The organism is Aminivibrio sp., from assembly GCF_016756745.1.
Lineage (GTDB): Bacteria > Synergistota > Synergistia > Synergistales > Aminobacteriaceae > Aminivibrio.
Map to the genome: position 1 here is coordinate 1 of NZ_JAESIH010000063.1, position 25,896 is coordinate 25,896.

At 61.3% G+C, this 25,896-nt stretch carries 24 protein-coding genes; 1 reads left to right on the forward strand and 23 read right to left on the reverse strand.

Annotation, left to right across the window (positions count from 1 at the left end):
* The 14 genes from JMJ95_RS10815 to JMJ95_RS10880 all read right to left on the reverse strand — a co-directional run.
* Positions 1–288: adenylosuccinate synthetase (locus tag JMJ95_RS10815; protein ID WP_290685227.1), on the reverse strand; the 288-nt coding region annotated here is incomplete at its 3' end.
* 12 nt (positions 289–300) lie between these two features.
* Positions 301–1,305 (reverse strand): divergent polysaccharide deacetylase family protein, encoded by a 1,005-nt coding sequence (locus tag JMJ95_RS10820; protein WP_290685229.1) that lies wholly within the window; start codon positions 1,303–1,305, stop codon positions 301–303.
* Positions 1,306–1,322: 17 nt separating this feature from the next.
* On the reverse strand, positions 1,323–2,567 hold the full coding sequence (locus JMJ95_RS10825; RefSeq protein WP_290685230.1) for a S41 family peptidase: 1,245 nt from the start codon (positions 2,565–2,567) through the stop codon (positions 1,323–1,325).
* Between the two features lie 15 nt (positions 2,568–2,582).
* On the reverse strand, positions 2,583–3,770 hold the full coding sequence (locus JMJ95_RS10830) for a murein hydrolase activator EnvC (RefSeq protein WP_290685231.1): 1,188 nt from the start codon (positions 3,768–3,770) through the stop codon (positions 2,583–2,585).
* A gap of 27 nt (positions 3,771–3,797) precedes the next feature.
* Positions 3,798–4,682 (reverse strand): permease-like cell division protein FtsX, encoded by an 885-nt coding sequence (locus JMJ95_RS10835; protein ID WP_290685233.1) that lies wholly within the window; start codon positions 4,680–4,682, stop codon positions 3,798–3,800.
* Entirely contained in the window at positions 4,669–5,364 is a 696-nt protein-coding gene (locus tag JMJ95_RS10840) for a cell division ATP-binding protein FtsE (RefSeq protein WP_290685234.1), read from the reverse strand. Before JMJ95_RS10840 ends, JMJ95_RS10835 begins: the two co-directional genes overlap by 14 nt.
* Before the next feature lie 3 nt (positions 5,365–5,367).
* Entirely contained in the window at positions 5,368–6,318 is a 951-nt protein-coding gene (locus JMJ95_RS10845; protein ID WP_290685236.1) for a transketolase C-terminal domain-containing protein, read from the reverse strand.
* A gap of 3 nt (positions 6,319–6,321) precedes the next feature.
* On the reverse strand, positions 6,322–7,149 hold the full coding sequence (locus JMJ95_RS10850) for a transketolase (protein ID WP_290685238.1): 828 nt from the start codon (positions 7,147–7,149) through the stop codon (positions 6,322–6,324).
* Positions 7,146–8,195 (reverse strand): polysaccharide pyruvyl transferase CsaB, encoded by a 1,050-nt coding sequence (gene csaB, locus JMJ95_RS10855; protein WP_290685240.1) that lies wholly within the window; start codon positions 8,193–8,195, stop codon positions 7,146–7,148. Before csaB ends, JMJ95_RS10850 begins: the two co-directional genes overlap by 4 nt.
* Positions 8,192–10,150, reverse strand: coding sequence for a DUF5693 family protein (locus tag JMJ95_RS10860; protein WP_290685241.1), 1,959 nt, complete (start codon positions 10,148–10,150; stop codon positions 8,192–8,194). Before JMJ95_RS10860 ends, csaB begins: the two co-directional genes overlap by 4 nt.
* A complete protein-coding gene (locus JMJ95_RS10865) occupies positions 10,147–10,746 on the reverse strand; it encodes a nucleoside triphosphate pyrophosphatase (RefSeq protein WP_290685242.1) in 600 nt (199 codons plus the stop codon). The genes JMJ95_RS10860 and JMJ95_RS10865 overlap by 4 nt, the downstream gene beginning before the upstream one ends.
* Positions 10,725–10,973, reverse strand: coding sequence for a hypothetical protein (locus JMJ95_RS10870; protein ID WP_290685244.1), 249 nt, complete (start codon positions 10,971–10,973; stop codon positions 10,725–10,727). Before JMJ95_RS10870 ends, JMJ95_RS10865 begins: the two co-directional genes overlap by 22 nt.
* 4 nt (positions 10,974–10,977) lie before the next feature.
* Positions 10,978–11,790, reverse strand: coding sequence for an undecaprenyl-diphosphate phosphatase (locus JMJ95_RS10875; RefSeq protein ID WP_290685246.1), 813 nt, complete (start codon positions 11,788–11,790; stop codon positions 10,978–10,980).
* Positions 11,790–13,514, reverse strand: coding sequence for a ribonuclease J (locus JMJ95_RS10880; protein ID WP_290685247.1), 1,725 nt, complete (start codon positions 13,512–13,514; stop codon positions 11,790–11,792). The genes JMJ95_RS10875 and JMJ95_RS10880 overlap by 1 nt, the downstream gene beginning before the upstream one ends.
* Before the next feature lie 234 nt (positions 13,515–13,748).
* On the opposite strand from JMJ95_RS10880, the gene greA reads away from it, so the two are divergent.
* Positions 13,749–14,210 carry a transcription elongation factor GreA gene (gene greA / locus JMJ95_RS10885; protein WP_290685263.1) on the forward strand — a complete coding sequence of 154 codons (462 nt, stop codon included), beginning with the start codon at positions 13,749–13,751 and terminating at the stop codon, positions 14,208–14,210.
* On the opposite strand, the gene JMJ95_RS10890 is transcribed toward greA, so the two are convergent.
* The 9 genes from JMJ95_RS10890 to JMJ95_RS10930 form a co-directional block, all read right to left on the reverse strand.
* Positions 14,178–16,115, reverse strand: coding sequence for a hypothetical protein (locus JMJ95_RS10890; protein ID WP_290685248.1), 1,938 nt, complete (start codon positions 16,113–16,115; stop codon positions 14,178–14,180). The two genes, greA and JMJ95_RS10890, sit on opposite strands and share 33 nt — an antisense overlap.
* Positions 16,112–16,681: a hypothetical protein gene (locus JMJ95_RS10895; protein ID WP_290685250.1), complete on the reverse strand. Its 570-nt coding sequence runs from the start codon at positions 16,679–16,681 to the stop codon at positions 16,112–16,114. Before JMJ95_RS10895 ends, JMJ95_RS10890 begins: the two co-directional genes overlap by 4 nt.
* A 19-nt stretch (positions 16,682–16,700) precedes the next feature.
* Positions 16,701–17,798 carry a hypothetical protein gene (locus tag JMJ95_RS10900; RefSeq protein WP_290685251.1) on the reverse strand — a complete coding sequence of 366 codons (1,098 nt, stop codon included), beginning with the start codon at positions 17,796–17,798 and terminating at the stop codon, positions 16,701–16,703.
* Between the two features lie 15 nt (positions 17,799–17,813).
* On the reverse strand, positions 17,814–18,248 hold the full coding sequence (locus tag JMJ95_RS10905; RefSeq protein ID WP_290685253.1) for a hypothetical protein: 435 nt from the start codon (positions 18,246–18,248) through the stop codon (positions 17,814–17,816).
* 12 nt (positions 18,249–18,260) lie between these two features.
* Entirely contained in the window at positions 18,261–19,259 is a 999-nt protein-coding gene (locus tag JMJ95_RS10910) for a hypothetical protein (protein WP_290685255.1), read from the reverse strand.
* Positions 19,260–19,261: 2 nt separating this feature from the next.
* Positions 19,262–20,881, reverse strand: a complete 1,620-nt coding sequence (locus JMJ95_RS10915; RefSeq protein ID WP_290685257.1) for a CTP synthase — start codon at positions 20,879–20,881, stop codon at positions 19,262–19,264.
* A 118-nt stretch (positions 20,882–20,999) separates the two neighbouring features.
* On the reverse strand, positions 21,000–22,871 hold the full coding sequence (locus JMJ95_RS10920) for a LysM peptidoglycan-binding domain-containing M23 family metallopeptidase (RefSeq protein ID WP_290685259.1): 1,872 nt from the start codon (positions 22,869–22,871) through the stop codon (positions 21,000–21,002).
* 51 nt (positions 22,872–22,922) lie between these two features.
* Positions 22,923–24,299: a transcription termination factor Rho gene (rho, locus tag JMJ95_RS10925; protein WP_290685260.1), complete on the reverse strand. Its 1,377-nt coding sequence runs from the start codon at positions 24,297–24,299 to the stop codon at positions 22,923–22,925.
* A 169-nt stretch (positions 24,300–24,468) separates the two neighbouring features.
* On the reverse strand, positions 24,469–24,903 hold the full coding sequence (locus tag JMJ95_RS10930) for a hypothetical protein (RefSeq protein WP_290685262.1): 435 nt from the start codon (positions 24,901–24,903) through the stop codon (positions 24,469–24,471).
* Positions 24,904–25,896 lie beyond the last annotated feature (993 nt).

A 25,896-nucleotide genomic window follows, 5' to 3' on the forward strand; every position in this document is an offset into this window, starting at 1 on the left:
CGCCCGGTCCTTCCCCCGGTCCTGGAGTTCTCTCAGTTCGTTGAGAAGCTGTTCGGGATCGATGACCACCCCGTTGCCTATGACGCATATCTTGCAGGGATAGAGCATTCCAGAGGGCAGGAGATGGAAGACGTATTTTTTCCCTTCCACGATCACCGTGTGCCCTGCGTTGGCGCCTCCCTGGTACCTGGCAAAGATGTCCACCCTCGACCCAAGGGCGTCCACGACCCTTCCTTTTCCTTCATCGCCCCACTGGGCGCCGATGATGACCTCAACCCGACCCTTCACGAAAAATCCTCCTCATCGGCCGCCCTGTTTCGGCGGCCTGCATTGAATACCGTTCTTCCGGAATGACGCCCCCCGGGACGACATGTCGCTTCGGTCCCACAGGATGTGCATCAGATCCGGCATGGTGACGAAGGTCACTTCTTCGGGAGGGGAATCGCTCATTTTCTTCAGAAAATCAAGCGTCCCCTGCCGTGTATGACCGATCATGACCACCCATCCTTTTTTCCCTGCGAGGGCCAGTCCCCGCTGGAACTGCTCTTCCATGAATTCCTCCGACGGTTCGTGGTCGATGAAAATGGAACAGAAGGCGGCGGGTATGCCCTTGGCCCGAGCTGTATTATACGCTACCGAGGTGGAAGATGTCCTGCTGTCGAGAAAGAAGAGGGAGGTGGATGCAAGCTCGGTCATGACTGTTTCCATGAGTTTTTCATCCCGTGTCGCCCTGGATCCCCTGTGGTTGTTCATACCGAGAGCTCCCGGGAGGGAAGCCATGGCTCTTCGAAGAAGCAGGGCGACCGTTTCGTCGGACATGCCCGAGTCGATGACCCCTGTCTTTTCATCCCATTTTTTGTCTCCCCCGGCGCCCATGGGCATGTGGATCATGTAGGGAATCCCTGCTTGTTCCGCCCGCTGGGCGGCATAAAGCGAGCGGGACTGGAAGGGAATGACGGACCATGTCAGCGGGAGGGTAAGCTCAAGGTAGCCGTCCGTGATGGCCTTCGAAAATCCGAAGTCGTCGATGACAACGGCAACATAGGGTCCCGGCCCAATCTTCCGGGGCCCGTCCTCCGCCCTTTCCTCTCCTGACGGCAGGGCGGCGTCTTTTTCGCCGCCGGGCATTTCCCGGCCCGGATAGTCTCCGTTTTCACCCGGGAAAACAGCTGGACCTGGCGCCTCTTCCGGCACGGGCTCCGGCAGGGTTTTCCCCCCGCCGGCCCCGAAATACAGGATTCCGGCGCCGGCAGCGAGAAGACACAACCCCACCGCCAGACCCCGTAGGTCTTTTCCGTGTTTCAAAGTTCAGCCGTCCGCCCTCAGGACGCCTTCGGCAGTTTGACCGACAGAGAGGTTTTTCCGGAGATAATGTTCCGGAGCTCTTCCATGGCGCGCTTGAGCTGCTCGTCCTTGTCCTTCTCCCGGGTCACCTCGCCGTCGACCTCCACGTCGGGCTCCAGTCCCACGTGGTCAATCACCTTGCCCGAGGGGGTGTGATACCGGGCGATGGTGACGTAGAGCCCCGATCCGTCGGTAAGGTTGAACAGGGTCTGCACGGACCCCTTGCCGAAGGTCTTCTTGCCCACTGAAAGGGCCCGCCCCCGGTCGGAGAGGGCGCCCGCCACGATCTCGGAGGCCGATGCGCTTCCTTCGTTGATGAGCACCACCATCGGAAGGTTCGTGAGGGTTCCCGGGTTGGCGTAAATTTTCTCGTTGGCCCTGTCGACCCGCCCCTTCATTCCGACCACCAGTCCGCCGTTGAGGAACATGTCGCAAACCTCCACCGCCCCGTTGAGGAGCCCGCCGCCGTTGTTCCGCAGGTCCAGCACGAACCCCTTCGCCCCCTCCTTCAGAAGGGTGTTGAAGGCGCTCCGTACCTCCTGGGCGGTTTTTTGCTTGAACTGGGTGATCTTCACGTACCCCAGGTCCTTGTCTATCATTTCGGAACGGACGGAGATGAGCTTGATGTTATCGCGGACAATCTCGAATTTCAGGAGTTCCTCCTCCCCTTCCCGTCGGACCCAGATGGTGACCGAGGTGCCGGGCTTGCCGCGAAGGCGCTTCACCACCTGCTGGGAATCCCAGCCGAGGATGATCTCGTCCTCTATCTTCACGATCTGGTCCTGGGGCTTGAGGCCCACCCGGTCGGCGGGGGTGTCCTCGATAGGACTGATGACGAGGGTTTTTCCGTCCCGCTGGCCGATGTAAATCCCCAGCCCCCCGTACTCGCCTTCCATCTCGATCTCTTCTTCCTTGAGCTGGCCGGGATCCACGAAACGGGTGTAGGGGTCTCCCCATGCCTGCACCATTCCCTTGATGGCCCCATAGAGCAGCTTGTCTTCATCGGCGGGCTTCTCGGCGGAATCCACCTGGTAGGTCTCGATGATCGCCCGGGCCTGTTTCATGAGCCACATGGCCTGGGGGTTGAATGGGGCGATCCGCTCGAAATCGCCGAAGTCGGCCGCAGTGGCCGTAACGATGAGACTTGCTGCCGCCGCTCCGAGAACGATGCCTCCGAGCCAGTCCCGAACTCTTTTTCTGAAGTGTGTTTTCTGTTCGGACATTGTCCTTCTCCTTTTCTATTTTCTCAGATACCGCATGGGATCCCTGGCATCGCCCCCGACGCGCACCTCGAAATGAAGGTGGGCCCCCGTGGCCGTTCCCGTGCTTCCCACTGCCCCTATGGTCTGCCCCTTCCTGACCGCCGCCCCCTCGCGGACCGACATGCTCGAGAGGTGGGCGTAAACGGAGGAGAGGTTGTTGCCGTGGTCGATGATGATCACCTGGCCATACCCTCTCAGCCATCCCGCGAAAAGCACCTCGCCCGGCCCGGCGGCCCGTACGGGGGTTCCCCTGGGGGCCCGGATGTCCATTCCCGTGTGCATCGTCTTCGTCTTGAAAACAGGGTGGACCCTCGCGCCGAAGGTGCTGGTGATCTGTCCCTGGACGGGCCATGAAAGCTGCCCCCCCGAGGGAAGATACGTGTACTGGGCGGACCGTCCCTTGTCCCTGGACTCCTCTTCCCTCTTTTTCCTCATGAGGGCCGTCACGGTCTGCCGGATTTCCTCCTGGGACTGCCGGAGTTCCTTCACCGCCTGCTCGTGGAGGGCCCTTTCCTGCCGCACCTTGCCGAGAAAGGCGTTGCTCTTGTTGATCTCTTGCCGGAAGGTCTTTCGCTCTTTGCCGAGACGGGAGGCATTGACGGCAAGTTCCTTCTCCTGCTGCTCCATCTGGGCGGCCGCCTGGAGAAGGCGGTCCTTCTTTTCGAGCATTTCGCTGATCATGGCCTGGTCCTGGAGGGCGATGCGGTTGAGCAGGTAGGATATTTCCATGGCCTCGTGGGCGGTCGTTGAGGAAAGAAGGAGGTTGAACTCCGCCACACCGCCGTACTTGTAGATGTCCACGAGACGGCTTTCAAAGACGTCCGTCATCTCCGCGAGCTCCTGCTCGGTCAGCCGTATTTCCGCCCTGAGGTTCGCGATGGTGTTTTTCACTTTTTCAAGCTTCAGTTCGAGTACCCGTATCCTTTGTTCGGTCACCTTCTTTTTCTGATCCAGGGAATTGAGCTGGGTAAGCACGCCCTTTTCCTTCTCCCCCATCTGCCTGGCCCGTTTCTGGTGCTCGGAGATCTGCTTTTCCAGGATTCTCATCCGGGCCTCTTCCTGGGCTATCCTGCTGTCAAGACCGGAGGCGCCGGAAAGGGGGGCCGGGGAGGCGAGAAAAAGGGCGATCACAAGGAGGAAACAGGCTGTTCGTTCGGTCTTCATCACTGTGGTCAGCTCCCTTCGTCCGAGTCAGCGAGGGCGAAGCGCCCTCGACGTAAAGCGGCTCACGGCGAGCCAGCTGCACACCCAACCCATGGTCGCGCCCGTGGCGAAAAGAAGGAAGAAGAACTGGAGCAGCACCTGCCTGTTGACAATTATATCAAGAAACGCGAGGGTCGACCGCACGGCGTTCACCGCCGACGCATAGGTGGCCCAAAGGCCCGCCACGGCGAGCAGAGCCCCCCCGGCGCCGAGGAACATTCCCTGGAAAACGAAGGGAAGGGAGATGTAGGTCTTGGTGGCCCCGATGAGGAGCATCACCTCGATCTCTTCCTTCCTGGAATAGATGGCGATCCGGATGGTGTTGAAAATCACCAGGGCGCTGATGACCACCGACAGGACGAGGATGGCGGCCGATACCGCCGAGGACGCCCTGGATATGGTGGAAAGGCGCTCCACCAGTTTACCGGAGTAGATTACTTCCTCCACGGAGGGAAAGACCATGAGATCCCGGACGAGGGGCGTAATGTGCTCCGCCCGCCGGACCTGGATCTCCAGGCTCCACGGCAGGGGGTTGTCCCCCAAGAGGGTCACGGCCCTGGCCTGGTTCCCCAGTTTCGCCCGGAGCCTGTCGAGGGCCTCCTCGGGAGAGATTGCCCGAACGCTGGTGACCATGGGGTTAGCCTTCACCCTGGCGAAGACGTCATCGGTTTTTTCGCCCTTTTTCATGTAGACCTGCACCACGAGACCTCCCTCGATCCTGGAGACCATGTGGCGCACGTTCAGGGCGAAGAGGGCGGTAAAGCCGAGGATGTACAGCACCGAAGCCGCGGTGATGAGGGTGAGAACGCTCAGCCCCCAGTGGCGGCAGATGAGCCGGAAGGTATCCCGCAGGGCGTATTTAAAGCTCGCCATCAATGAAATACCTCCCTCTCCTCTCGTCGCGCTTGAGCCGCCCGTTGTGGAGCTCCACGAGGCGCTGGCGGTATGCGTCGACGAGGTACTGATCGTGGGTTGCCACGAGAACGGTGGTTCCCGCCGCGTTGATGGAAAGGAGAAGGCGCATTATTTCTTCGGATGTCCGGAGATCGAGGTTTCCGGTGGGCTCGTCGGCAAGGAAGACGGACGGGGAGTTCGCCATGGCCCTGGCGATGGCGACCCGCTGCTGTTCTCCCCCGGAAAGCTGGGGAGGCTTGAGGAACCGCCGTCTCCACAGGCCCACCTGGTCGATCACTTCGTTGGCCCGGCTCTGGACGACTCTCGGGGGGATGCCCATGGCCTCCAGCACGAAGGCAACGTTCTCGAACACCGTCAGGTTGGGCAGCAGTTTGTAGTCCTGGAAGACGACCCCCACGTCCCTCCTGTAGAATGGAAGCTGACTGCGGCCGATCTTCCTCAGATTCACGTCCCCCACGGTGATCTGCCCCCTGGTGGGAAGGTACTCCCGGGAGATGAGCCGGAGAAGGGTGGTCTTTCCCGAGCCTGTGGTCCCCACAAGGTAGACGAAATCCCCCTTGTCGATTGAGAGATAAATGTCCTCGAGGGCGATGATGTCGGGTTCGAATACCTTGGTGACACCTGCCAGGCGAATATCCATTCATTACCTCCTGCGCATGGTCCATGCCTGCACCGCGGCGCTCACGATCTGGGACGCCGTCAGGCCGTAATACTCCTGCAGTTCAGCCGGGGAACCGCTCTGGCCGAACTTGTCGAATACCGCCACCTGCTTCACCGGGACGGGGTAGGCGCTGCTCGTCAGGGCGGCGACCGCTTCGCCCAGGCCGCCCCGGGCAAAATGCTCCTCGGCGGTGACGCAGCATCCCGTCCTGTGGACGGAGTCGAGGATGATCCGGGCGGGGAGGGGGGATACGCTGAAACAGTCGATCACCTCGGCGCAGATGTTCTGCCGCGCCAGCACTTCCGCGGCCCTGAGCGCCTCGGAAACCATGATACCACAACAGCATACCGTCACTCCCGTACCCTCCCGGAGCACCCTTCCTCCTCCGGGAACGAACCCTTCATCCCCGTCGGCGTAGACGTCCGGGACCGGAGCCCGGCCGAGTCTGATGTACACGGGCCCCCTGGAGGACGCCGCGTTTTTCAGCAGCCCGAGGGCGGAGACATAGTCGGCGGGAGCGAGAACGGTCATGTCGGGGAAAGCCCTCATCAGGGCCAGGTCCTCGAGCATCTGGTGGGATGCGCCGTCCTCCCCCACGGTGACACCGCAGTGGCTGCCCACGATCTTCACGGGAAGGCCGGGAATGGCCACGGAGGACCGGATCTGCTCGTATCCCCGCCCCACGAGGAAGGACGCGTAGGAGGACACGTACACGTTCTTTCCGCCGAGGGCCAGCCCGGCAGCGGTGAGGATCATGTCCTGCTCCGCCATGCCCACGTTGAATACCCTGTCGGGATGCAGGACGGAAAACCTCGCCGCCCGGGTGGCGGACCCCACGTCGCCGTCCACGGCCACCACCGAAATGTCTTCGGCGGCCAGATCTATCAGTGCCTGCCCATAGGCGTCCCTGGTGCTTCTTTCAGGGGTCGGCATCGGTCAGTCCCCTCCTTTTTCGAGTTCCCTGAGGGCCTTGTCCATGGATTCCCGCCCAAGGACCATCCGTCCTCCTGAAGGGTCGTTTTCAAGGAAGGAAACGCCCTTTCCGAGCGTAGTTTTCGCCACGATGCACCCCGGCTTTCCCCGGCGGGATCCGAGGCGGCCAAGGACATTCCTCATGGAGGCGAAGTCATGACCGTCGCACTCCTCCACGGCCCAGCCGAAAGCAAGAAACTTCTCCCGGAGGGGTTCGAGGGACATGATGTCCTCCGTGGCCCCCTCCATCTGCCGCCCGTTCCTGTCCACAAGGAGCAGCAGGTTGTCCAGAGAAAAGTGGGCGGAGGTCATGGCCGACTCCCAGAAGACGCCCTCCTGGAGTTCCCCGTCACCCACAAGGCAGTAAACTGACGGAGCCGGAGTCCGGTCCCTCAAGGCGAGGGCGAGGCCGTTGGCGAGGCCGAGCCCCTGGCCGAGGGACCCGCCGGGGGCGTCCACGCCGGGGGTCCTGCGGATTTCTGGAAATCCCTGGAGCATGGCGCCGAGGCGGCGGTAACTCCACAGTTCTTCCCGGGGGAAGAAACTCTTGTTGGCCAGGACGGCGTACAGGGCCGGGCAACCGTGTCCCTTCCCGAGGACGAAGCGGTCCCTGCCCTCCCAGGACGGCTCGTCCGCCCGCAGGGAGAGCACCTCCCAGTACAGCCAGACGAGAAGATCCACGATGGAGAGCGAAGAAGCCAAGTGGCCCGACCGGGCGACGCCGATCATACGGACCACGTCCCTCCGGACCGCTAGAGCGCGTTCAGCCAGAATATCCCTTTCCGGGGTCATGAACGACCAGTCCCCTTTCTGTGCGCAAGCCGCCGGACTTCGTTCCACATCCGGCTGAATTCTTCGAGGAAGAGCTCCGCCCGGTAGGCGGTCTTCTCCTGTTCCGGCGACACGGCCGGGTATGGAAGCCGCCCCTCACCCTTCCACACGGGAAGTTTCCATTCGGCGGCAAACTCCTCCACCTTCGGATCATAGGCCGAGAGGGTCAAAGGAACGCCGGAGAGGAGGGCGAGAAGGGCGAAATGATACCGCATGGACACCGCACCCGCGGCGTTGCAGAAAAGCTGTTCCGACTCGGTGCGCCAGTTCGCCGCCGACAGCAGGACAATCCTCCGGGGCCGAAAAATCCGGCTTCCGGCAAGCCGCTCCATCAGGACGACGTCTTCCCCGGAAAGGGCCACGCCGATGACCGGGAGCTTTCTCTCGGCGGCCATTCTGGCGGCAGACGTCACCGTGCGGATGGGAAAGCTCCCTCCCCAGGGCCGGATGTTCACCAGAAAATGGCCCTCCCTCCGTTCCCTGCATGAGGACTGCTGCCACAACAGAAACACCGGGTCGGGCGACCTGGAGGCCCTCTGCCCCCAGGAGTTCAGCAGGGCACCGGACCGTTCGTCCCGGACGCTTCTGGCGACGCATTTCCCCAAGGCATTCCGGGCGAAGAACATCCCGAAGAGGGTGCGGAACGGGCCCACCGACTGGCCTGCGGCCCAGGGCAAGGCGCCCGCAAGGGATGCGAGGCGGATCACCCCCCAGTAATAGGCGGACGACCGTACGCTGGTGACGTCCTGGAAGAGTCCCCCGCCCCCGAGAAGCAGGGTGTCGCTCTCCCGGAGAAGCCGGAAAACTTCGGACGTCTTCCACCGGTTCACGGCCCGGATGGAGAGGGACCGTTCCGAATCCGCAGGAGAGGCGGAGAGTATGGCCAGCTCCTCCCTCGGAACCCCGTTTTTTTCGAACGCCTCCACGAGGGCCGAGGCAAGAAGCTCGTCCCCCAGGTTGCCGAACCCGTAGTAGCCGCAAAGCACAGCGCGGTAGCGCCGGATCACTCGGTCACCATCCTCCCGTACTTCTCCCAGAGGGGAAGAACCACGAACCGGAGAAGAACGATTCCAATCATACCCACGAGAACCCCGGTCCACAATCCGTTAAATTGCCTGAAGAGAATGAAATAGAGGGGCGTATGGAAATGGCAGAAGCTGTTCACCGCCGACGAAAAGCCGAGAACGGTGGCCATGCGGAGCACTTCCCTGTACCGGGGCCAAAGATCGGCCTTGCGGACGTAGTACCAGAACAGCAACGCGGGGTACCCGAGGAAGATCTCCTTGCTCCTCGGCCGGGCCACGAGGACGCGCTCGAGAAACTCCCTCATGCGGACCTCGAAGGCGGGCACGAACTGGACGTTGTCGCTGCGGAAGAGAACCAGCCCCGTTCCCGCCAGGAGAATGCCGATGAGGAAGAGCTCCCCCCAGAGAGGCGGCCGGCGGAAGATCTCTCCCAGGGACTCGGGATGTTCTCTGCGCCTGAGATCGGCGAGAAGCACCAGCAGCGGCGGAAGAAAGAGGGTGGCCTTGACGCCGGAGAAGGCCCTGAGGCGGAGCATGTAGACGGGCTCGCTGAAGAAGGCGGCGATGGCCAGTCCCCCCGCCGCGGCGAACAGGAAGCTCCCCACCAGCCCTGCCCAGGGACGCCGCCAGCCGTCAAGGGCGAGGAAGGACGCCTCGGTGACCACGAACACCGCTGCCAGGGCCCCGATGATCTTGGCCGCCGGGGGAACGAAACGGACGGCGACGGCCGTCACGAGGACGACACCACCGAGAAGAAGGGCTCCTTTCCCCGATACTCTGCCTGACCGCTCCCGGGCGTCATCGCCGGAGAAAAGGAAAAACCTTTGGAGATACCGCAGGAGGGAGTAGACAAAGGCAAGGGCCAGGGCAGCCGCGCCGATTATTCCCGTCCTCCAGGGCGAGAAGGGTTCGGGCCAGGTGACGGCGATACCGTGAGCCGAAAGTCCCGCCGCGAGGTCACCAAGCTCGCCGAGGAAGGTGCCGTACGGGTCGGCGGAAGATTCCATGGCGGAGGGACGGAAGACGAGCAGCCGTACGGACCGTTCCTTAACTGCCCGGAGAAGCCGTTCTAACAGGGCCGACCGGGAGATGTTCCGGCTCAGGAGTTCCTCGTGGGTCACGCTGTGAAGGGGGAGCAGGGAGGGGAAGGCAAGCCGGTTGAGCTGGGAGGCACCGAGCTGCCGTGAAAACTCAACCACCGCCACTGACCGGCCCGCTTTCCGTACCGCTCCGGCGAGGGGGCGCAGGTCGGGAAAGCCGAGGGCCGTCTCACCCGCGGGGGCGAGAGTGCGGATGGACGGAAAATCGGCGAGAATCCTGTCGAGGGCGGCAACCGACGGGACCGTGTCCCCGGGAAGAGCGGGGCCGACCCGGTAAAATACGGGAATCTGAAGCCTTTCAGCCAGAAGGAGGCCGTCCATGTCGGGAAGAATACCGGTCTGGAGCAGATCCTCCATAGTCCGGGGAAGAAGGACTGCCGTCCCTCCGTCGGCTTGCGCCGTGCGCATCCCGGGGAAGCGGGCCGCCAGGTAGGGCAGGGCCTTCCGGCCGGCGGAGAAGGTCTTCGGGAAAAAGAGGGACGTAGAGGAAAGAGGGGCGGCAAGGGCCTTCCTCGCCCCGTCGGGCAGCCCGGAAGCGGGCCCGTAATAGAGGGGCAGGACGCCGAGGGACAGCCGGGCGCCCGTCAGCTCGGAGACCATGAGCCCCGTGGCGCCCCGGCGGGCCATTTCACTCCATGCCTCTTCCGTCCCCCTTCCGGAGGACGCCGCCAGGGAGGCCACGTCCCGGAAATCAAGGATTATTCCCGCGCTCCGGGATGCCCGCTCGGCTCCCATGCGGGGAAACAGGGCGACAGCGGAGAGGAGGAACAGGATGATTACGACGCAGAGCCCCAGGTTGACCCGGGCTCCTTCGGGAGGGAATATTTTCTTCTTCATGGCGTTTTCCTCCATTGATCGGCCAATGAAAAGCCGAGGCATTCAAGCATTCTGCTGAGCCTGCACAGGGGCAGGCCCACCACGTTGAAATAATCCCCCCGGATGGAATCCACGAGGAGGGAACCGATTCCCTGGATGGCGTAGGCGCCTGCCTTGTCGTCTCCCTCGCCGCTTTCCGCGTAGACTGGAAGGGCGTCTTCGGGAAGCTCCCGGAAGACCACATCGGTCCTCTCGGCGGCGGTTTCCGTTCCCCAGGGAGAAACCACCGTAACGCCCGTGAAGACCGAATGGGTCCTTCCGTTCAGCAGGGTAAGCATCTCCAGGGCTTCCTCCCTGCTGGACGGTTTTCCCAGGATCCTGTCCCCGAGAGCCACCACCGTGTCCGCAGCCACGACCCACCTTCCGGGGCACTCTTTCGCGACAGACTCCGCCTTTTCCCGGGAGAGGCGCTTCACCGCTTTCTCCGGGCTTTCGCCGGGGATAAGAGACTCGTCCACGGAGGGGACCAGCACGGAGAAGGTCCACCCGAGAGAGGAGAGCAGCTCTCTTCGCCTCGGGCTCCCCGAGGCGAGGATCAGCTCCAGCGGGCGGCCCATAGTCCGAAGACGCCTCCGACGAGGGTCCCGAGGTTGCACCTCAGGAAAAAACGGAACCCGAAGTCCGCAAAGGCAAGGTTAACCTCCGACACGTTGAATCCGGCTGAAAGAATATCCCTGAAATAGGGCTCGGTCAAGGCAAACCTCTGGAGATACACCCCGAGAAGGGACCCAAGGACAAGGGAGGCGATGATGACCCACCATCTTCCGGAAGACGAGGCGGCCATGCCGTTACCTCCCCGGTGAGAGCGCCAGGGCCAGGAGGCCTATGAGGGCGCAGTAGACGGCGAAAGGACGCCATTTTCCCCGGGTGACCAGCCTTCGGAGCACCGCCAGGGAGACGAGGCCGGAGAAAAAGGCCGCAGCGGCTCCGGCCGCCCAGCCTGAGGGGAGGGTGGAGGGCCAGTCCGGAACCTCGAGGAGATCCTTCATCTCCAGCAGGGTTGCCCCGAAAATGGCGGGCAGGGAGAGAAGGAAAGAAAAACGGAAGGCCGACGGGGCGGACAGTCCCGTCTTCATGCCGGCGACGATGGTGGACCCTGACCGGGAAATGCCCGGAAGGACCGCAATGCCCTGCACGAGGCCCACGACGAGCCCCCGGGCGGGGGTCACGGGCCGGCCGCAGAGGTCGGTGGTGAGGGACGATCCGTACCAGAGGACGGCGGCTGTAACCAAGAGTCCCGTTCCCACGGCCCAGGGGAGGGTCATGGCCCTCTCCACAAGAGGCTTCAGCGACAAACCTATTGCCCCGGTGACCACCGTTCCTGCAATGACGGCCCAGCCGAAGGCCCATCCCTCCTCCGTTCTGTTTCCGGCGGACAGGAAGCCCCGGCACCACCGGCTCAGCAGAAGGACGACGTCCTTCCCGAAGAAGACCAGGGTGGCGAGCATGGTGGCGAAGTGAAGGAGAAGGTCGTAGGAGAGAGCCGCCTTCCCGATGCCGAAAAGCTGCTGCATCAGGGCAAGATGCCCGGAGCTGCTCACTGGGAGAAATTCCGTCACTCCCTGGACCAGCCCCAGGAAAACGGCAGGGAGGGCTTCCATCAGCTTTTCCTCCTCCGTCCCCTGCCCTGGGAGGACGTCCTGGGCCGCTCGGCCGCCGGTTTTTCACCGAGAACGGTGACAAGGGGAAGGATCACCGGCCGCCCTCTGCCGAACCGCCGGAGAGCGTCCCGCATTCTGCCCTTTATCCGCGTTTCGAGGAGATCCCGGTCGGAAACCGCCTTCGCTCCGAGGGATTCCACGGCCTTCTCCACCGAGACGGTGAGGTCTTCCCGCAGTTTCGCAGCATCCTCCAGGTGAAGGAATCCCCGGCTTTCGAAGACGGGTGGCGATGCGAGGGCGCCCTCCGGGGTGAGGATGAGGGAGACGGCCACGGTCCCCTCTTCGGCAAGCTCCCTCCGTTCCTTCAGCACGCTCCCCTGCATCTCGCCCAAGGCGATGCCGTCCACCATGATGCCCCCTGCCTGGACCCGGTCCTTCACGACGGCCTTGTCCTTTTCAAGGGTCAGCACATCGCCGTTCAGCAGGACAAAAGCGTTCTTTGGAGCCACCCCCATCTCCCGGGCGAGCTTGGCATGGCGGACGAGGTGACGGTACTCTCCGTGGACGGGAACGAAGAACTGGGGCCGTACCATGTTCAGCATCACCCGGAGCTCGTCCTGGGCGGCGTGGCCCGAAACGTGGATGGCCTGCTCCTTTTCGTAGACCACTTCGCAGCCGCAGGCGAACAGCCTGTTGATGGTGCTGCTCACCATCTTTTCATTTCCCGGGATGGGGGTGGCGAAGATGGCCACCACGTCCTTCTCCGTGAGAGTGATCACCCGGTGTTCTCCCCGGCTCATGAGGACCAGGCCGGAAAAGGGCTCTCCCTGGCTTCCCGTGGTCATGACCACCAGCGACCCCGGAGAGACTTTCCCGATATCCTCGATGCTCACCATGGTCTTGTCGTCGGCGTGAAGGTAGCCCAGTTCCCGGGCAAGATCCACGTTCTTCACCATGCTCCTCCCCACCAGGACGACCTTCCGGTTGAACCGGGCTGCTGCGTCCACCACCTGCTGTACCCGGTGCAGGTTGCTGGCAAAGGCCGAAATGACGATGCGCCTCGAGCGGTGCTGCCGTAAAAGCCTGTCGAGGGTGCCCGAAAGGGTATGCTCCGACTGGGTGAACCCCGGCCGTTCCACGTTGGTGGAATCTGAAAGCATAAGGAGGACGCCCTTCCGGCCTTCCTCGGAGAAGGCGGCGTAATCGGTCAGCCTGCCGTCGATGGGTGTGGGGTCAAGTTTGAAGTCTCCGGTATGGAGCACGGTGCCCACGGGGGTTTCTATGGCAAGCCCCACGCCGTCGGGGACCGAGTGGCACACGGCGATGAACCTCACGGAGAAGGGGCCCATCTCCACCCGTTCGCCGGCCCGGATTTCCCGGTAGTCGGGTGTAAAGGCGGGGGCCCATTCGGAGAGTTTGTTCCCCACCATGCCCAGGGTGAGTTTCGTCCCGTAGAGAGGGGACGGAATCTTCGGCAGGATGAAAGGCAGGCCGCCGATATGGTCCTCGTGACCGTGGGTGATGACGATTCCGACAATCTTCTCTTTTCTCTCTTCAAGGTAGGCGATGTCGGGTATGACAAAGTCGATGCCGAACATCTCGTCGTCGGGGAACATGAGCCCGCAGTCGACCACGAGGATGGAGTCCCCGTACTCGAGAGCGTACATGTTTTTTCCCACTTCCCCCAGGCCGCCCAGGGGGATATACCTCAGTTTCCCGTCCATCGTCCGGGGGGTGCTTTTTTTCTTTCGGTTTCGTGAATCTCTCACCATTGGTACACCTTACCTTTCTCCGTTTTTCGTTCCGGCGGGAAGGAGGAATCTCTCCCTCCGTATTGCCGAACCGAAAATTCTTTGTTAGAATTCCATATCAAACGTAATATGAACCTTGCCTCGCTCAGAGGACGTTACCGGGAGGTAGAAAGTTTGAGCAATAACACCAGCGACAGCCCCTCCACCATGACCCGGAAGGGATACGAGAAGCTCATGGCGGAGCTCGTTGAGCTCCGAAGTACGGTACGAGCGGAAATATCCCGCCAGCTCGAAGAGGCCAGGTCCTTCGGGGACCTCAGCGAGAACGCAGAATACGCCGCGGCGAAAGAAGAGCAGGCAAAACTCGAGACGCGCATATCCTACCTCGAATTCCAGCTCAGCAAAGCAAAGATCCTCGACTCCTCCACCATCGACAACAGCAGCGTAACCCTCGGGACTACGGTCACCATCCAGGACATCAACAACTCCGCCGAATTCTCCTACACTATCGTAGGTTCCGAAGAGTCGGACCCGAAGGCGAACAAGATATCCTCGTCAAGTCCCGTCGGACAGGCCCTTCTGAACAAGAAGGTGGGCGACGAGGTGCACGTCAAGGTCCCCCGGGGCGTGAGGCACCTACGGATCAAGGATATTTCCGTCCTCGCCTGAAGCCTCTTCCGAACCGGCGCCGGTTGAAGGGACAGGGTTTTCCCCTGTCTCTTTCAGCTGCGTGGGGTCGGACCTGTAGGTCAGGCCGTCGTCGCCCCAGTCGTCCTCCATGATGGGTCTGCGGGACGGTACTCCTTCAGGCTTTTTCCCCTTGAATTCGCCCTGGTCGGGGAAGGGGTTCGAGAGCTTTTTGTCGCCGAAGGCCAGCGGCGTCTCGGGGAAGGCTTTCACCATGAACCGCAGGGTCATCCAGTCGTCGTTCTGCGCAAGTTGGTCATCCCGAAAGATGAACTCCCACCGGCTGCAGTCGTGGTCCAGGATCAGGCGATAGGCCACTTCGCTCACGTTGTCGGTTTTGATGTCGTAGGTGGACATGGCCGAAAGGTACACGTCCCGCCCCGCTGGAAAACCCAGTTCAGTATAAAAGACTTCGCTGTCTCCGGCCCTGTCCCATCCCAGGGGGGAGCGGCCGGTGACATTCTGGATGTGCCACGCATTGGCGAAGTCGAACATGCCGAGCCGCGTCCGGAATCCGAGCCACATGCCCGTGGTCTCCTGGTGATCCTGGAGGCTGTCGGTGAGGTTGTCGAAGCCCGAATAGGAAAATTTCCGGTACTGTCCCCGCCAGAAGGGCCGGATGTCCCCGGTCTTCACAATATACTGGGCCTGGATGTCCCAAACGGACCGGGAGCCCGACCGGGCTTCTCCGGGGCGGGTCCTGGATGTCTCGTACTCGCCCCACAGCCCCGTGATCCTCCAGGAAAAATCTTTCAGCCCCCCCAACGTAAACCAGGGGCTCGTTACGGTGATTTCCGGTTCCCTGTGGAGCACGTTCCGGTAGTTCCTCGTCTGCTGGACGCCGTTGATCTCCTGGTTCCGCTTCTCGATGTCCAGGTTCTCCCTCTGGGACCAGAGGACTTTGGCGGTCCATCCCTGCCGGAAGTAATCAAAACCCCAGGACGGCCTGTGCTTCTTCTCGGCGATGCTCTTCCCGCCCTCGTCCTCATCGAGTTTCTCCCAGGAGTAGTCCATGTCGGCAAACACCGAAAAATTCCTGCCGAAACGCTGCCTCAGGCCGGCACGGGCCTCCAGGTCGATGTCGCTCCAGTAGCGGAAGGCCATGGTCACTTCGCCGGTATCCCAGGCATAGGGGCCCGTGAGAGCGTAGCCGACGCCCTTGTCGGAGTCGTACACAACGCTCGGAATGAATATTCCCAGCAGATAGTCTTTCTCTCCGTGGAGAGGCACCACGTAGTCGAAAGGGTACGAGAAGAGAAACTTCTCTGCGATGTAGACCCGGGGATTCTTCGCGATGACCCGTACGCCGGGGATAACCACCAGCCGCTTGGTCATGAGCCGGTAGTGGGTCTTCGGCAGGGGACAGGTGGTCATGGACGCGTCGGTCCATTTCGCCACCTGCTGGTCCTCGTCCTTGACCCGGCGGGTGTGGCGCTTCTTTATCCAGTTCTTTTCCAGGGCCGAGTTCAGGGGAACCACTTCGAGGTTTTTTCCCCTGATATAGACAGTGCCCCCCTGTGTCCCGGCGGGGAGGTCTCCTGTAGCGTCGGTGAGGACACCCTCCCCGGCATTCAGGTCGTATTCCAGCGTCTTGCCGGTGAAGCGGTTGGCCCCGTACAGCAGCGTCACCACTTCTCCCGGCCTGGACGTGGCCACGGCAAACTGCTTCACCGTATCATACTCCATGCGGTGGGAGAAAATCCTGACGTTGTCCTGCCTGAGGCGCACCTTCCCTTCCGCCTCGGCCATTCCGCCGGCCTGGTCGAAGATGACTCGGTCGGCGTCGAGGGTGATGTCGCCCTTCGGCTCAGCCCCGACCACGTCAGGAAAGGCACAGGCAAAGAAAACGGCCGCGAACAGAAAAAAGATTATAAAGCCTCGTTTCATCGATTTTTCTCCCCCTGGTCGAACCATTTCACTGTGGCTCCCTTGTCGGCTTCCATAATTCCGCCGGGAATGAGCGTCATGTGCCCTGCCTCGAACAGCCCGAGGTCTCCGGAGGCCTCAAAGCCCTCGGGAAAGACCACTTTGTTGGACTTCTGTTCCCATTCCGCCAAGGGGGCCCTGTAGTGAAAAAGAACCGTACCGTCCGTCATGGTGCCCTTCGGCTCGGTTATGTCGGCCCGCATGTTCTTTTCAAAGTACCGCCCCTTGGGCGCCTTCAGGGTCCAGACCCGGCCGTTTCCCCGCACAACTTCCACGTCGATGGAAAAGAGGTTCGCCCAGTCCTTTCCCCGTTCGACCTTTCCGACGTTCGCTTTCCAGAGGTCACCGTTCACTTCCCGGTCGATGGTGATGTTCTCGAGAATGGAGTCGGGTATTCCCGCGGGTATCCGTCCCTCGCTCAGGTCCAGGGCGGCATCCCGTATGACCTGAAAGGCGAAATATCCCCCAATGCCGAGAACCAGCAGAAGGATAAGGGTCCTTTTCCCCCAGCGGCTTTTTTCTGTCACCGGCATATCCGACACGATTTTACCACGTCACTTTCCAGATTTTGTCCTCTTTGACCAAGGACAGCGTTTTGCTCCGCAAGGTCCGGAACACCAGCATCTTCTGGGCGGTTACCACCTTGGCCCGGTCGCCGTCCAGCCACTGAACCTTGTACCCGTCCCGGAGGGATACCCGCAGCCCCGTGGAGGCAACCTGCCTGCGGAATTCCTCCTCGTTCAGCAAGGTCTTCGTCGCCGACGAGAGAAGCCCGTACATGGCCTCCGTATTGCCCTCTATCCAGTGGCCTATGAAGAGCTCCAGCGTCTTGTCCCGGCTGATGAAAATAACATTCTTTTTCGGTTCCTCCGCCGGCTCGGGCCTGAGGGGCTCGGGCGCGGGCTGGGGTTTCAGCTCCGCAAGCTCCATGGGCAGGGCAGGTGCCGGAGGAGGGGGCAGGGCCTGCGGCGGCTCGGGTTCCTTCGCGGGTTTCGGCTTCGGCTGGTCCTTCCGGGGCGCGGGAGGAAGCTCGACGACCACCACTTCCTTCTCCGCCGTCTCCGGCGCGGCAGCCACGGGGGTGGTTCCAGCCGCATCCCCCCGGAAGGTGAAGAGCTGTTCCTCCACGATGCCGAGGCGCCTCATGGCGACGGCGAACTCCTTGTCCGGCTGCTTCGGAAAGAACACCAGACCTTGGACGATCCCGCTCACGGGCTGGTCGAATTTCCCTTCGTAGCTCAGGGGGGTCACTTTTTCCCCGTTTTTGTTCACAAGACGGACGGCCGACGCAAATCCACCGAAATCCAGGGGACGGGGGCCGAAGGCGTAGATGGTGACAAGGAAAGGTTCCGTGTCGGCAATCCGGAGCTCGGAGACAAAAGCCCTCCGGTACTCTTCCTTTTCCTCTTCGGACATTCCGCTCCGGGCAGCCTCGGACTCGACCCACGGGCCAACGAGTTCCTCCGGGTAATGGACTACCCACACCAGGCAGTCCCGCCCCCAGTGAAAGGACGTCCATCGCTCGAGGATTTCCGTGGCCTCCATGATGGCCTCGCTTCCCGCCGCAGGTACGGCGGAAAGCAGCAGTACCGCCAGAAGGGAAAGGAGCCTTTTCCTGATTCTTGCTATGCCTGAAAATGCCACGGAAGAAACTGCCTCCTAAAGCCGCAGGTCAATAATGGCCGAAACCCCCACGCCCTGGACCCGCCTGAATCTCTGGATGGGGTTCTCCGAGTCGATGGGTACGAGGATTTTCACCCTAAGCCGGTCCTGGAACGTGGCCTCGATCTGGGCCACGGCCTTGGTGCCGTTGATGGCGTCGCCCCGGGGCCCGGCCACCTGGGCCGCGCCGATATGGGTGCCCGATCCGATGGAAACGATGGGAACGACCTTGGTGTGCCCCTCCATCTTCGCCCCCTTGTTCAGGGTGATGGTGTTGATGAAGTCATTGATGGGCCCAGCTATGGCGGAGACGACGAACCCGCCGCCCACGACACCGACGAGGTCCCCCAGATCGAAGGCCCAGGCTGTCCCGCCCAGGGCGAGGGCGGACGCCAGGATCAGGGCAAGAAATTTCTTTCTCAGCGCACTCATTTTCCTACCTCCCTACTTTGAATCCGGTTCTTTCTTCTCCTCAGGTACAGGTTCTTCTTTCTTCAGCATTCCCTGAAGCCCCTGGGGCACCGGGTAGGCCGATACCCTGACGATATCGGCGGTCTCCGCGAAAACCACCGTTCCCTCGGGAATTTCCTTGAGGTCGCCCCGGACGAGGAACCCGCCCGCGAGGCCGATGGGCCCGAGGAGGATGGCGCCCACCACGCTGGTTCCGGCGGCGGCCATCTGGGCGGACTCGGCTTCCGTGGCCTTCTTGGCGTTTTCTCCCACCGTCAGGAAGATCTCTTCAGGACCGAGGGGAAAGAGCTTCTCCACGGAGATCTTGACCTCCGACGGCCGGCCGAAACTCCGGGGCTTGGTCACTTCGGTGACCGTGGCCTGCATCCTGCTCCCCCGGGGGGCCACAAGGCTCGTCCCCACGGTGAGATCGTTCTCGAGGGTAAGGTCCACCACGTCGTCTTTCTTCGCCGTCTTTGGAGAAAGGGGCCTGCTCAGGGCTCCCCTGACCACCATTCCGGCGGGAACTTCGATGTCCTGCATGGTAACGGTGTCGGACAGCAGAATGCCGAGAATCCTCTCCAGGCGCATGGACACCGGCCGGTCCACCTGGGGCGTTCCTTCCAGATGCACTTCCAGGGCTTCCACCCTGCTGACCGCTGGAGAAAGAGAGTTTATCCTCTGCCCCAAGGCCCACTCGGCCACCCCGAGCTTGAACAGCAAAGAGGGCTGTTCGGGAGCTCCTTTTTCGATAAAGTTCAGGAGAGCATTCTGCCGCTCGGAAATGCTTCCGGGAAGCTCCCGGCCGAACATTTCCTTTTCCACGCTGTTCAGCCGCTCGATAAGGCCTCCGGTCCGTTCGCTTCCGTATAGAAGGCGCTCAACCCTGCCCATGATGAATACCGTAGACTGCTGCTCTTCCGCATATGCCCCACCACCGGCGGCACACACCGCAAAAAGTGCGAGCACAAGACCGAGAAGCGTTTTTTTCATGCCTATTCCCTCCCTGGTATGGAATCTACAAGCTGCACCGCCGCGCCGATGAAGCCCATAAAAAGCGGGTGAGGCTTCACCGGGCGGGACCGGAACTCCGGATGGAACTGGACGCCCACGAACCACGGATGGTCCGGAAGCTCCACGATCTCCACAAGGTTTTTCTTCGCATAGATGCCCGCGATTCTCATTCCCTTCTCCTCGAGACGGCTCCGGTAGTCATTGTTGAACTCGTACCTGTGGCGGTGCCTCTCGAGCACCTGGTCCGCCCCACCGTAGGCATTTGCGGTTTTTGTGCCGGGAACAAGGTCGCAGGGATACACGCCGAGGCGCATGGTCCCTCCCTTGTCCTCCACGTGGGCCTGATCCTCCATCAAGTGTATCACAGGGCTGGTGCACCCGGGATCGATTTCCGAACTATTCGCTCCCGGAATGCCGCACACGTGGCGGGCGAACTCAACCACTGCCACCTGCATGCCCAGGCACAGGCCGAAGTAAGGGATTTTCTTCTCCCTGGCGTACCTTGCAGCGGCGATCTTTCCCTCAATACCCCGGGAACCGAACCCTCCCGGAACGATAATCCCGCAGGCGCCGGACAAAATGGCTTCCGCTCCCTGCTCCTCGATTTCCTCCGCCTCCACCGACCGGATCTTCACCCTGACGTCGTGGTGGATGCCGGCATGGTAGAGCGCCTCGGTGACGCTCAGATAAGCGTCCTTGTGGTTGATGTATTTTCCCACCATGACGACCTCCACTTCGCCGGAGGGGGCGCAGAATCCGTCCACCACCCTCCGCCAGTCGGCCAGATCGGGCTCCCGGGGAGATTCCATGGAGAGGTACTTGAGGACAAGGGTGTCGAACTTCTGCTCGAACAGGCTCAGGGGAACCTTGTAAATGGTGGGCTCGTCCAAAGCCTGGATCACCGCTTCCGGAGGAACGTTGCAGAACAGGGCCATCTTGTCCCTCATCTCGTCCTCGATGGGGTAATGGGACCGGCAAACCAGGACCTGGGGCAGAATACCGATGCGGCGGAGCTCCTGCACGCTGTGCTGTGTGGGCTTTGTCTTCAGTTCCCGGGCGGCCTCGAGCCAGGGCACCAAAGTAACGTGGCAGTAGACCACGTTTTCCCGCCCCACCCTGGTGGCCATCTGGCGGATGGCCTCGAGGAAGGGCTGCCCCTCGATATCGCCCACGGTGCCGCCGATCTCGGCGATCACCACGTCCCGGCCTTCACCTGCCCGGAGGATCCTTTCCTGGATCTCGTTGGTGATGTGGGGGATGACCTGAACCGTTCCGCCGAGATAATCGCCCCTCCGCTCCCTGGAAATGACGGAAGAGTAGATTTTTCCCGTGGTCACGTTGTTGTCCGCGCTGAGGGACTCGTCGATGAACCGCTCGTAGTGGCCCAGGTCCAGGTCGGTCTCGGCGCCGTCGTCGGTCACGAACACCTCCCCGTGCTGGAAGGGGTTCATGGTTCCCGCATCCACGTTCAGATAGGGGTCAAGCTTGATAATGGAGACCCTGAACCCCCGCTTTTTCAGAAGCACCCCGAGGGATGCGGCGGTAATTCCCTTCCCCAACGAAGAAACAACCCCGCCGGTGACAAAAACATACTTCGACATTTCCTCCATCCTCCACGATAAAGAAATTTTCGGCAGACAGCATCAAAAAAACATGGACCAGGGAATTTCCCCGGTCCAGAATAATGAAATTGTCACGGAATGTCATGGTCACTATTGCTTACCTTAACAGCTTCAAGGGGTTCATGGGGCTCTTTCCCCGCCGGATCTCGAAGTGAAGATGGGGTCCGGTTGTCCTTCCCGAGGTTCCCACCGACGCGATGGTCTGCCCCTGGGACACGGACTGGCGGTTGCGCACCGACAGGGAGTTGCAGTGGGCATAGAGAGTGGAATATCCGTCGTTGTGCCTGATAACCACTACCCTGCCGTATCCGCCCATCCAGCCGGCGTATTCCACCCGGCCGCCCTTCGCCGCCTTGATCGCCCTGCCCCTGGGGGCCCTCACGTCGATACCCGTGTGGAAGTCCCTTCTGCGGGTCACCGGGTGGCGCCTCCATCCGAAGGGGCTGCTGATCTTTCCCGCCACGGGCCAGCGGTAGCTCCTGGAGGATGAGGATGAAACACCGCTCCTGGCGGATTTTTTCGCATTCCCGCCCTTCGCGGCCGGGGATGAATCGGTGACTTCAGGCCGGGCGCCCGGCAGGAACACTTCGCGGCCTTCCCGCAGGGAATTCAGGGATTCGGCTTCATTGCCCTTCCTGATCCTGTCCACGGGAATACCGTAGCTCTTCGCTATTTTCTCCAGGGTGTCGCCCTTCTTTATAGTATAGAAAATGCCGTCCTGGTTCGGGATCCGCAGGGTCACCCCGGGCTTCAAAAGGTCGGGATTCTTCAGATCGTTGCATCCGAAGAGGGTGTCGATCTCGAGGTTCTGCGAGTTGGCGATGGACCACAGGCTGTCACCCTGGGCCACCACGTAGGCGGTAACCTTCACCGGAACGACCTTCTCCTGGGCGGCCAGAACGCGCGCCTTCCTGGTCATCACTTCTTCCAGAACGGCATCGACCGCATCGCCGCTGTCGGGGATGAGAAGAAGCTGCTTCTCGGACAGCCTGTTGGGGTCTTTCAGATCGTTGGCCTTCACGATGTCGCTCATGGGAACGCCGTAGAACACGGCGATGTCGGACATGGTCTCCCCGGCCTTCACGATATGTTCCTTCCAGAGGGGCTTCACCTCGGTGAGCACCACTTCCTCCTCTTCCGCCGCCAGCTCCGGGTCTTCCTCGGCCGGAAGGTTGCTGCCGTCCGAAGCGGTGCTGAGCACCACGGAATCGTAGTCCGACTCCATCTTGCCGGGCATCGGGCTTCCAAGGTCAGGGGGAACCTCCCCTGCCGCAGCCGCTTCCGACGCGGCAGCGCTCACCGCGAAGGCTCCAAGGCGGAACTCACCCGAATTCGCCATGTCCGCCCCGCCGGTTCCGAAGAGAGGACACTCCACAGGCAGGTTTTCCGGCAACGGGATACGGAACCCCGAAAGCCGGGACATCCCCGTGTTGGAAAGAGATTCGGCGGACAGCCCGAAGGCTTCTCCCCACACGGGAAGCTGTTCCGGCATCTTCAGGCGAAAACCGGAAAGACGGGAGAAACCGGAATTGGCGGACAGAGAGCCGGAAACGCCGTCGCCTCCTGCGCTGACCACGACCCTGTCGGGGAAGCTCCACTCCCGCGCGGCCGCTTCCGCCGGCCGATTCTCCCCGGACGGGCCGCTGGGGTTCAGGGAGCGGTGACTCAGCTCCCGACCGTCATCGGCAAGGTACACGCCGGACATATCCACCACGATGAATCCCGAAGAAGGAAGAACATACTCCTCCGGGCCGTCGGAATCGGAGAGACCGCCCCAGGCCACCCCCGCCGTCCTGTTTCCCGCCCCCACGGCGAGAAGGACCGCGGCGCCGACCATGCATAAAATAACAAGCATAAAACCGAAACGCCCTGTTCTCTGTCCGCCGGAACCGCCCCTTGAATGGGAAGTACCCTTCGGACGACCTCCGCGGACTCCATAGGATGAAGGAGAAGTTCTTTTTTTCTTCATCTCCTCAACCTCCTCTGCATTTCAATTTTTGAGGTCAATTCCGGCTCCGTCTTACGACTTCTTTATGGTCAGCAGGAAATCCCTGTTGGTGCCCGACTGTTTCAGTTTATCGATGATCAGGGAGAGCGCCCCTGATTCGTCCACGTTCATGATGCGCCTCCGGAGAAGCCACACGCGGCTCAGTTCGTCCTCTCCGAGGAGAAGATCCTCTCTCCGTGTTCCCGACTTCGTGATGTCGATGGCGGGAAAGATGCGCTGCTCCGAGAGCTTCCGGGAAAGGTGGAGCTCCATGTTGCCCGTACCCTTGAATTCCTCGTAGATCACCTCGTCCATGCGGCTGCCCGTGTCAACGAGAGCGGTGCCGATGATGGTCAGACTGCCGCCCTCCTCTATGTTCCTGGCAGCGCCGAAAAAGCGTTTGGGGAAATAGAGGGCCGCCGGGTCCATGCCTCCCGACAGGGTCCTCCCCGAAGGAGGAACCACGAGGTTCGACGCCCGGGCGAGACGGGTGATGGAGTCGAGGAGAAGGACCACGTCCTTCCCCACCTCCACGAGGCGCTTCGCCTTCTCGAGGGCGAGGCCGGCCACCCGGAGGTGCTCGTCGGCGGGACGATCGAAGGTGGAGGCGATGATCTCGCCGTCCACAGAGCGGGACATGTCCGTCACCTCTTCGGGCCGCTCGTCGATGAGCAGGACCATGAGGATGATGTCCGGGTAGTTCACCGTGACGGCGTTGGCAATCTTCTTCAGCAGGGTGGTCTTTCCCGCCTTGGGGGGCGACACGAGCAACGCCCTCTGCCCCTTTCCTATGGGAGCGAAAAGGTCCACGAGGCGGGTGGAAATCTCCTTGGGATCGGTCTCCAGGGACAGTTTCTCGTCAGGAAAAATGGGGGTGATGGCGCTGAAGTGGGGCCTCCGCCTCGCCGCCTCGGGGTCGGAGAAATTGACCATCTCCACCCGCAGCAGGGCCTCGTAATGCTCGGAATCCCTCGGAGGGCGGACCAGGCCCCAGATGACGTCGCCGTTCCGAAGACCGAACCGGCGGATCTGGGAGGCGGACACGTACACGTCATGGTCGCTGGGAAGCAACCCCTTCGGCCTCAGGAAACCGTACCCTTCCTGAAGGATCTCGAGGGTTCCCCCGCCGAACCTGTAATTCAGCTCCTCGGCCTGGGCCTTGAGGATGGCAATGATGAGGTCGTCCTTGCGGAGGGATGAAAAACCTGAAAGGCCGAGCTCTTTCGCTATTTTTCGAAGCTCGGGGTTCAGGAGGGCGGCAAGGTGCCCGAAGGTAAACCTCGGTTTCGGGGCGGGCTTGAGCGTCGCTTCGGTTTCCGTCTCCTGTCCGGAGGCGACCGCCGGAAGGTCCTGTTCGACCGAATCCGCTTCCTGCCCGTTCAATCCGTTTTCGAGTATGGTGTCGGACATGATCTGAATTACCGGTTCCCCGGCCCCGGAGGACTCTGGAACACTGCGCGGGAAATGAAAAGATTTGAAAACACGAAAAAAAGCATCCCCTTCCTGAACCCACCGTTCCGGAGTCCGGCAACCTGTGCCCGGAAAGACCGGAACGCGGCAAAATGAATAGCGGCAAAGCTCACTCGGAAATTACAAAGGGCAGATCCGAAAAAACCCTGTCATACATTGAAATACGAATAGAATACGAACCCTTGGGAAGAGGGGAGCCGTCCTCGAGAAGAAGACAATAAGCCTTGGCCCCGTCGCCAGGCGTCAGCCTGAGCACTTCGGAATGAATCGGCCGCCCCCGGTAGTACCAGCGCACCCGAACCACGTCACCGCCGGAAGCCCGGGAATAATCGAACCAGAGGCACAACTGCCTGGTGCCGTAGCTGAACACCGATCCCGCGCCGAGAGGCTGCATCCGGTCGTCCACTTCGTCGCACATAAGAACGTTGTGGATCTCGAAAGCTCCGGCGGCCTTGTTCGAACGCACAGCCCAAAAAGAAAAAACAAGCAGCAAAATAATAACACAAGACATCAGAAGAAGAAAAAATCTTCCGTTCCTCGACATTATACCCACCGCCCCCGAAAAAACACAAGTGCAAAGAGAAAAAAGAAGGCGCCTTTATCCGGAACGGCTGCGAAAACCAGTCCAGAAGGACGAAAAAAACGCGCCGCCTGGATCTTTCCCAAAGCACTCTACCACGAATATCATATAGAAGGCAAGACGCGCTGTTTAACCTAAATCCGCAGGCAGCGGGGAGTGTCACCAGTGCTCGCTTGGGCCGCCGGTGCAGATTGTCGTCCTTGACAACTGCACCTGAAACCGACATCCGTGTCGGTTTCTCGGCCCGGGCGCTGTGCCCGGCGACACTCCCTCTGCCTGAAAAACCTGCGGATTTAGGTTTAACGAGCGCAGGGTAAGAAGAACCTTGCCCTTGGGGAGCCCGGAATCGAAAGCGAGATCCTCCCCCTTGTTGTCATTCTTGTTGTCATTCTTGTTGTCATTCTTGTTGCCATTCTTGTTGTCATTCTTGTTGTCATTCTTGTTGCCATTCTTGTTGCCATTCTTGTTGTCATTCTGAGGGCGAAGCCCGAAGAATCTCGGTCTTGAGGGGCGAAGGGCCAACCCCGAGATCCTCCCCTCGCTGGGCTCGGGACGAAAGACCAGGACCGAGATCCTTCGCTTCGCTCAGGATGACAAGAACCAGGGCCTTCTGCGATCGCTATCGCTCAGGATGACAAAAGCGGTTTGTCATCCTGAGGCCGGCTTTCTTGGCCGAAGGATCTTGCCTTTGTTGTCATTCTGAGGGCGAAGCCCGAGATCCTTCGCTTCGCTCAGGATGACAAGAATCAGGTCCTTCCGCGATCGCTTCGCTCAGGATGACAAGAACCAGGTCCTTCCGCGATCGCTATCGCTCAGGAGGGCGTCTGTTCTGTCATCCTGAGGCCGGCTTTTTGGCCGAAGGATCTCGCCTTTGTTGTCATTCTGAGGGCGAAGCCCGAAGAATCTCGCCTTTGTTGTCATTCTGAGGACCAACCCCGAGATCCTCCCTTCGCTGGG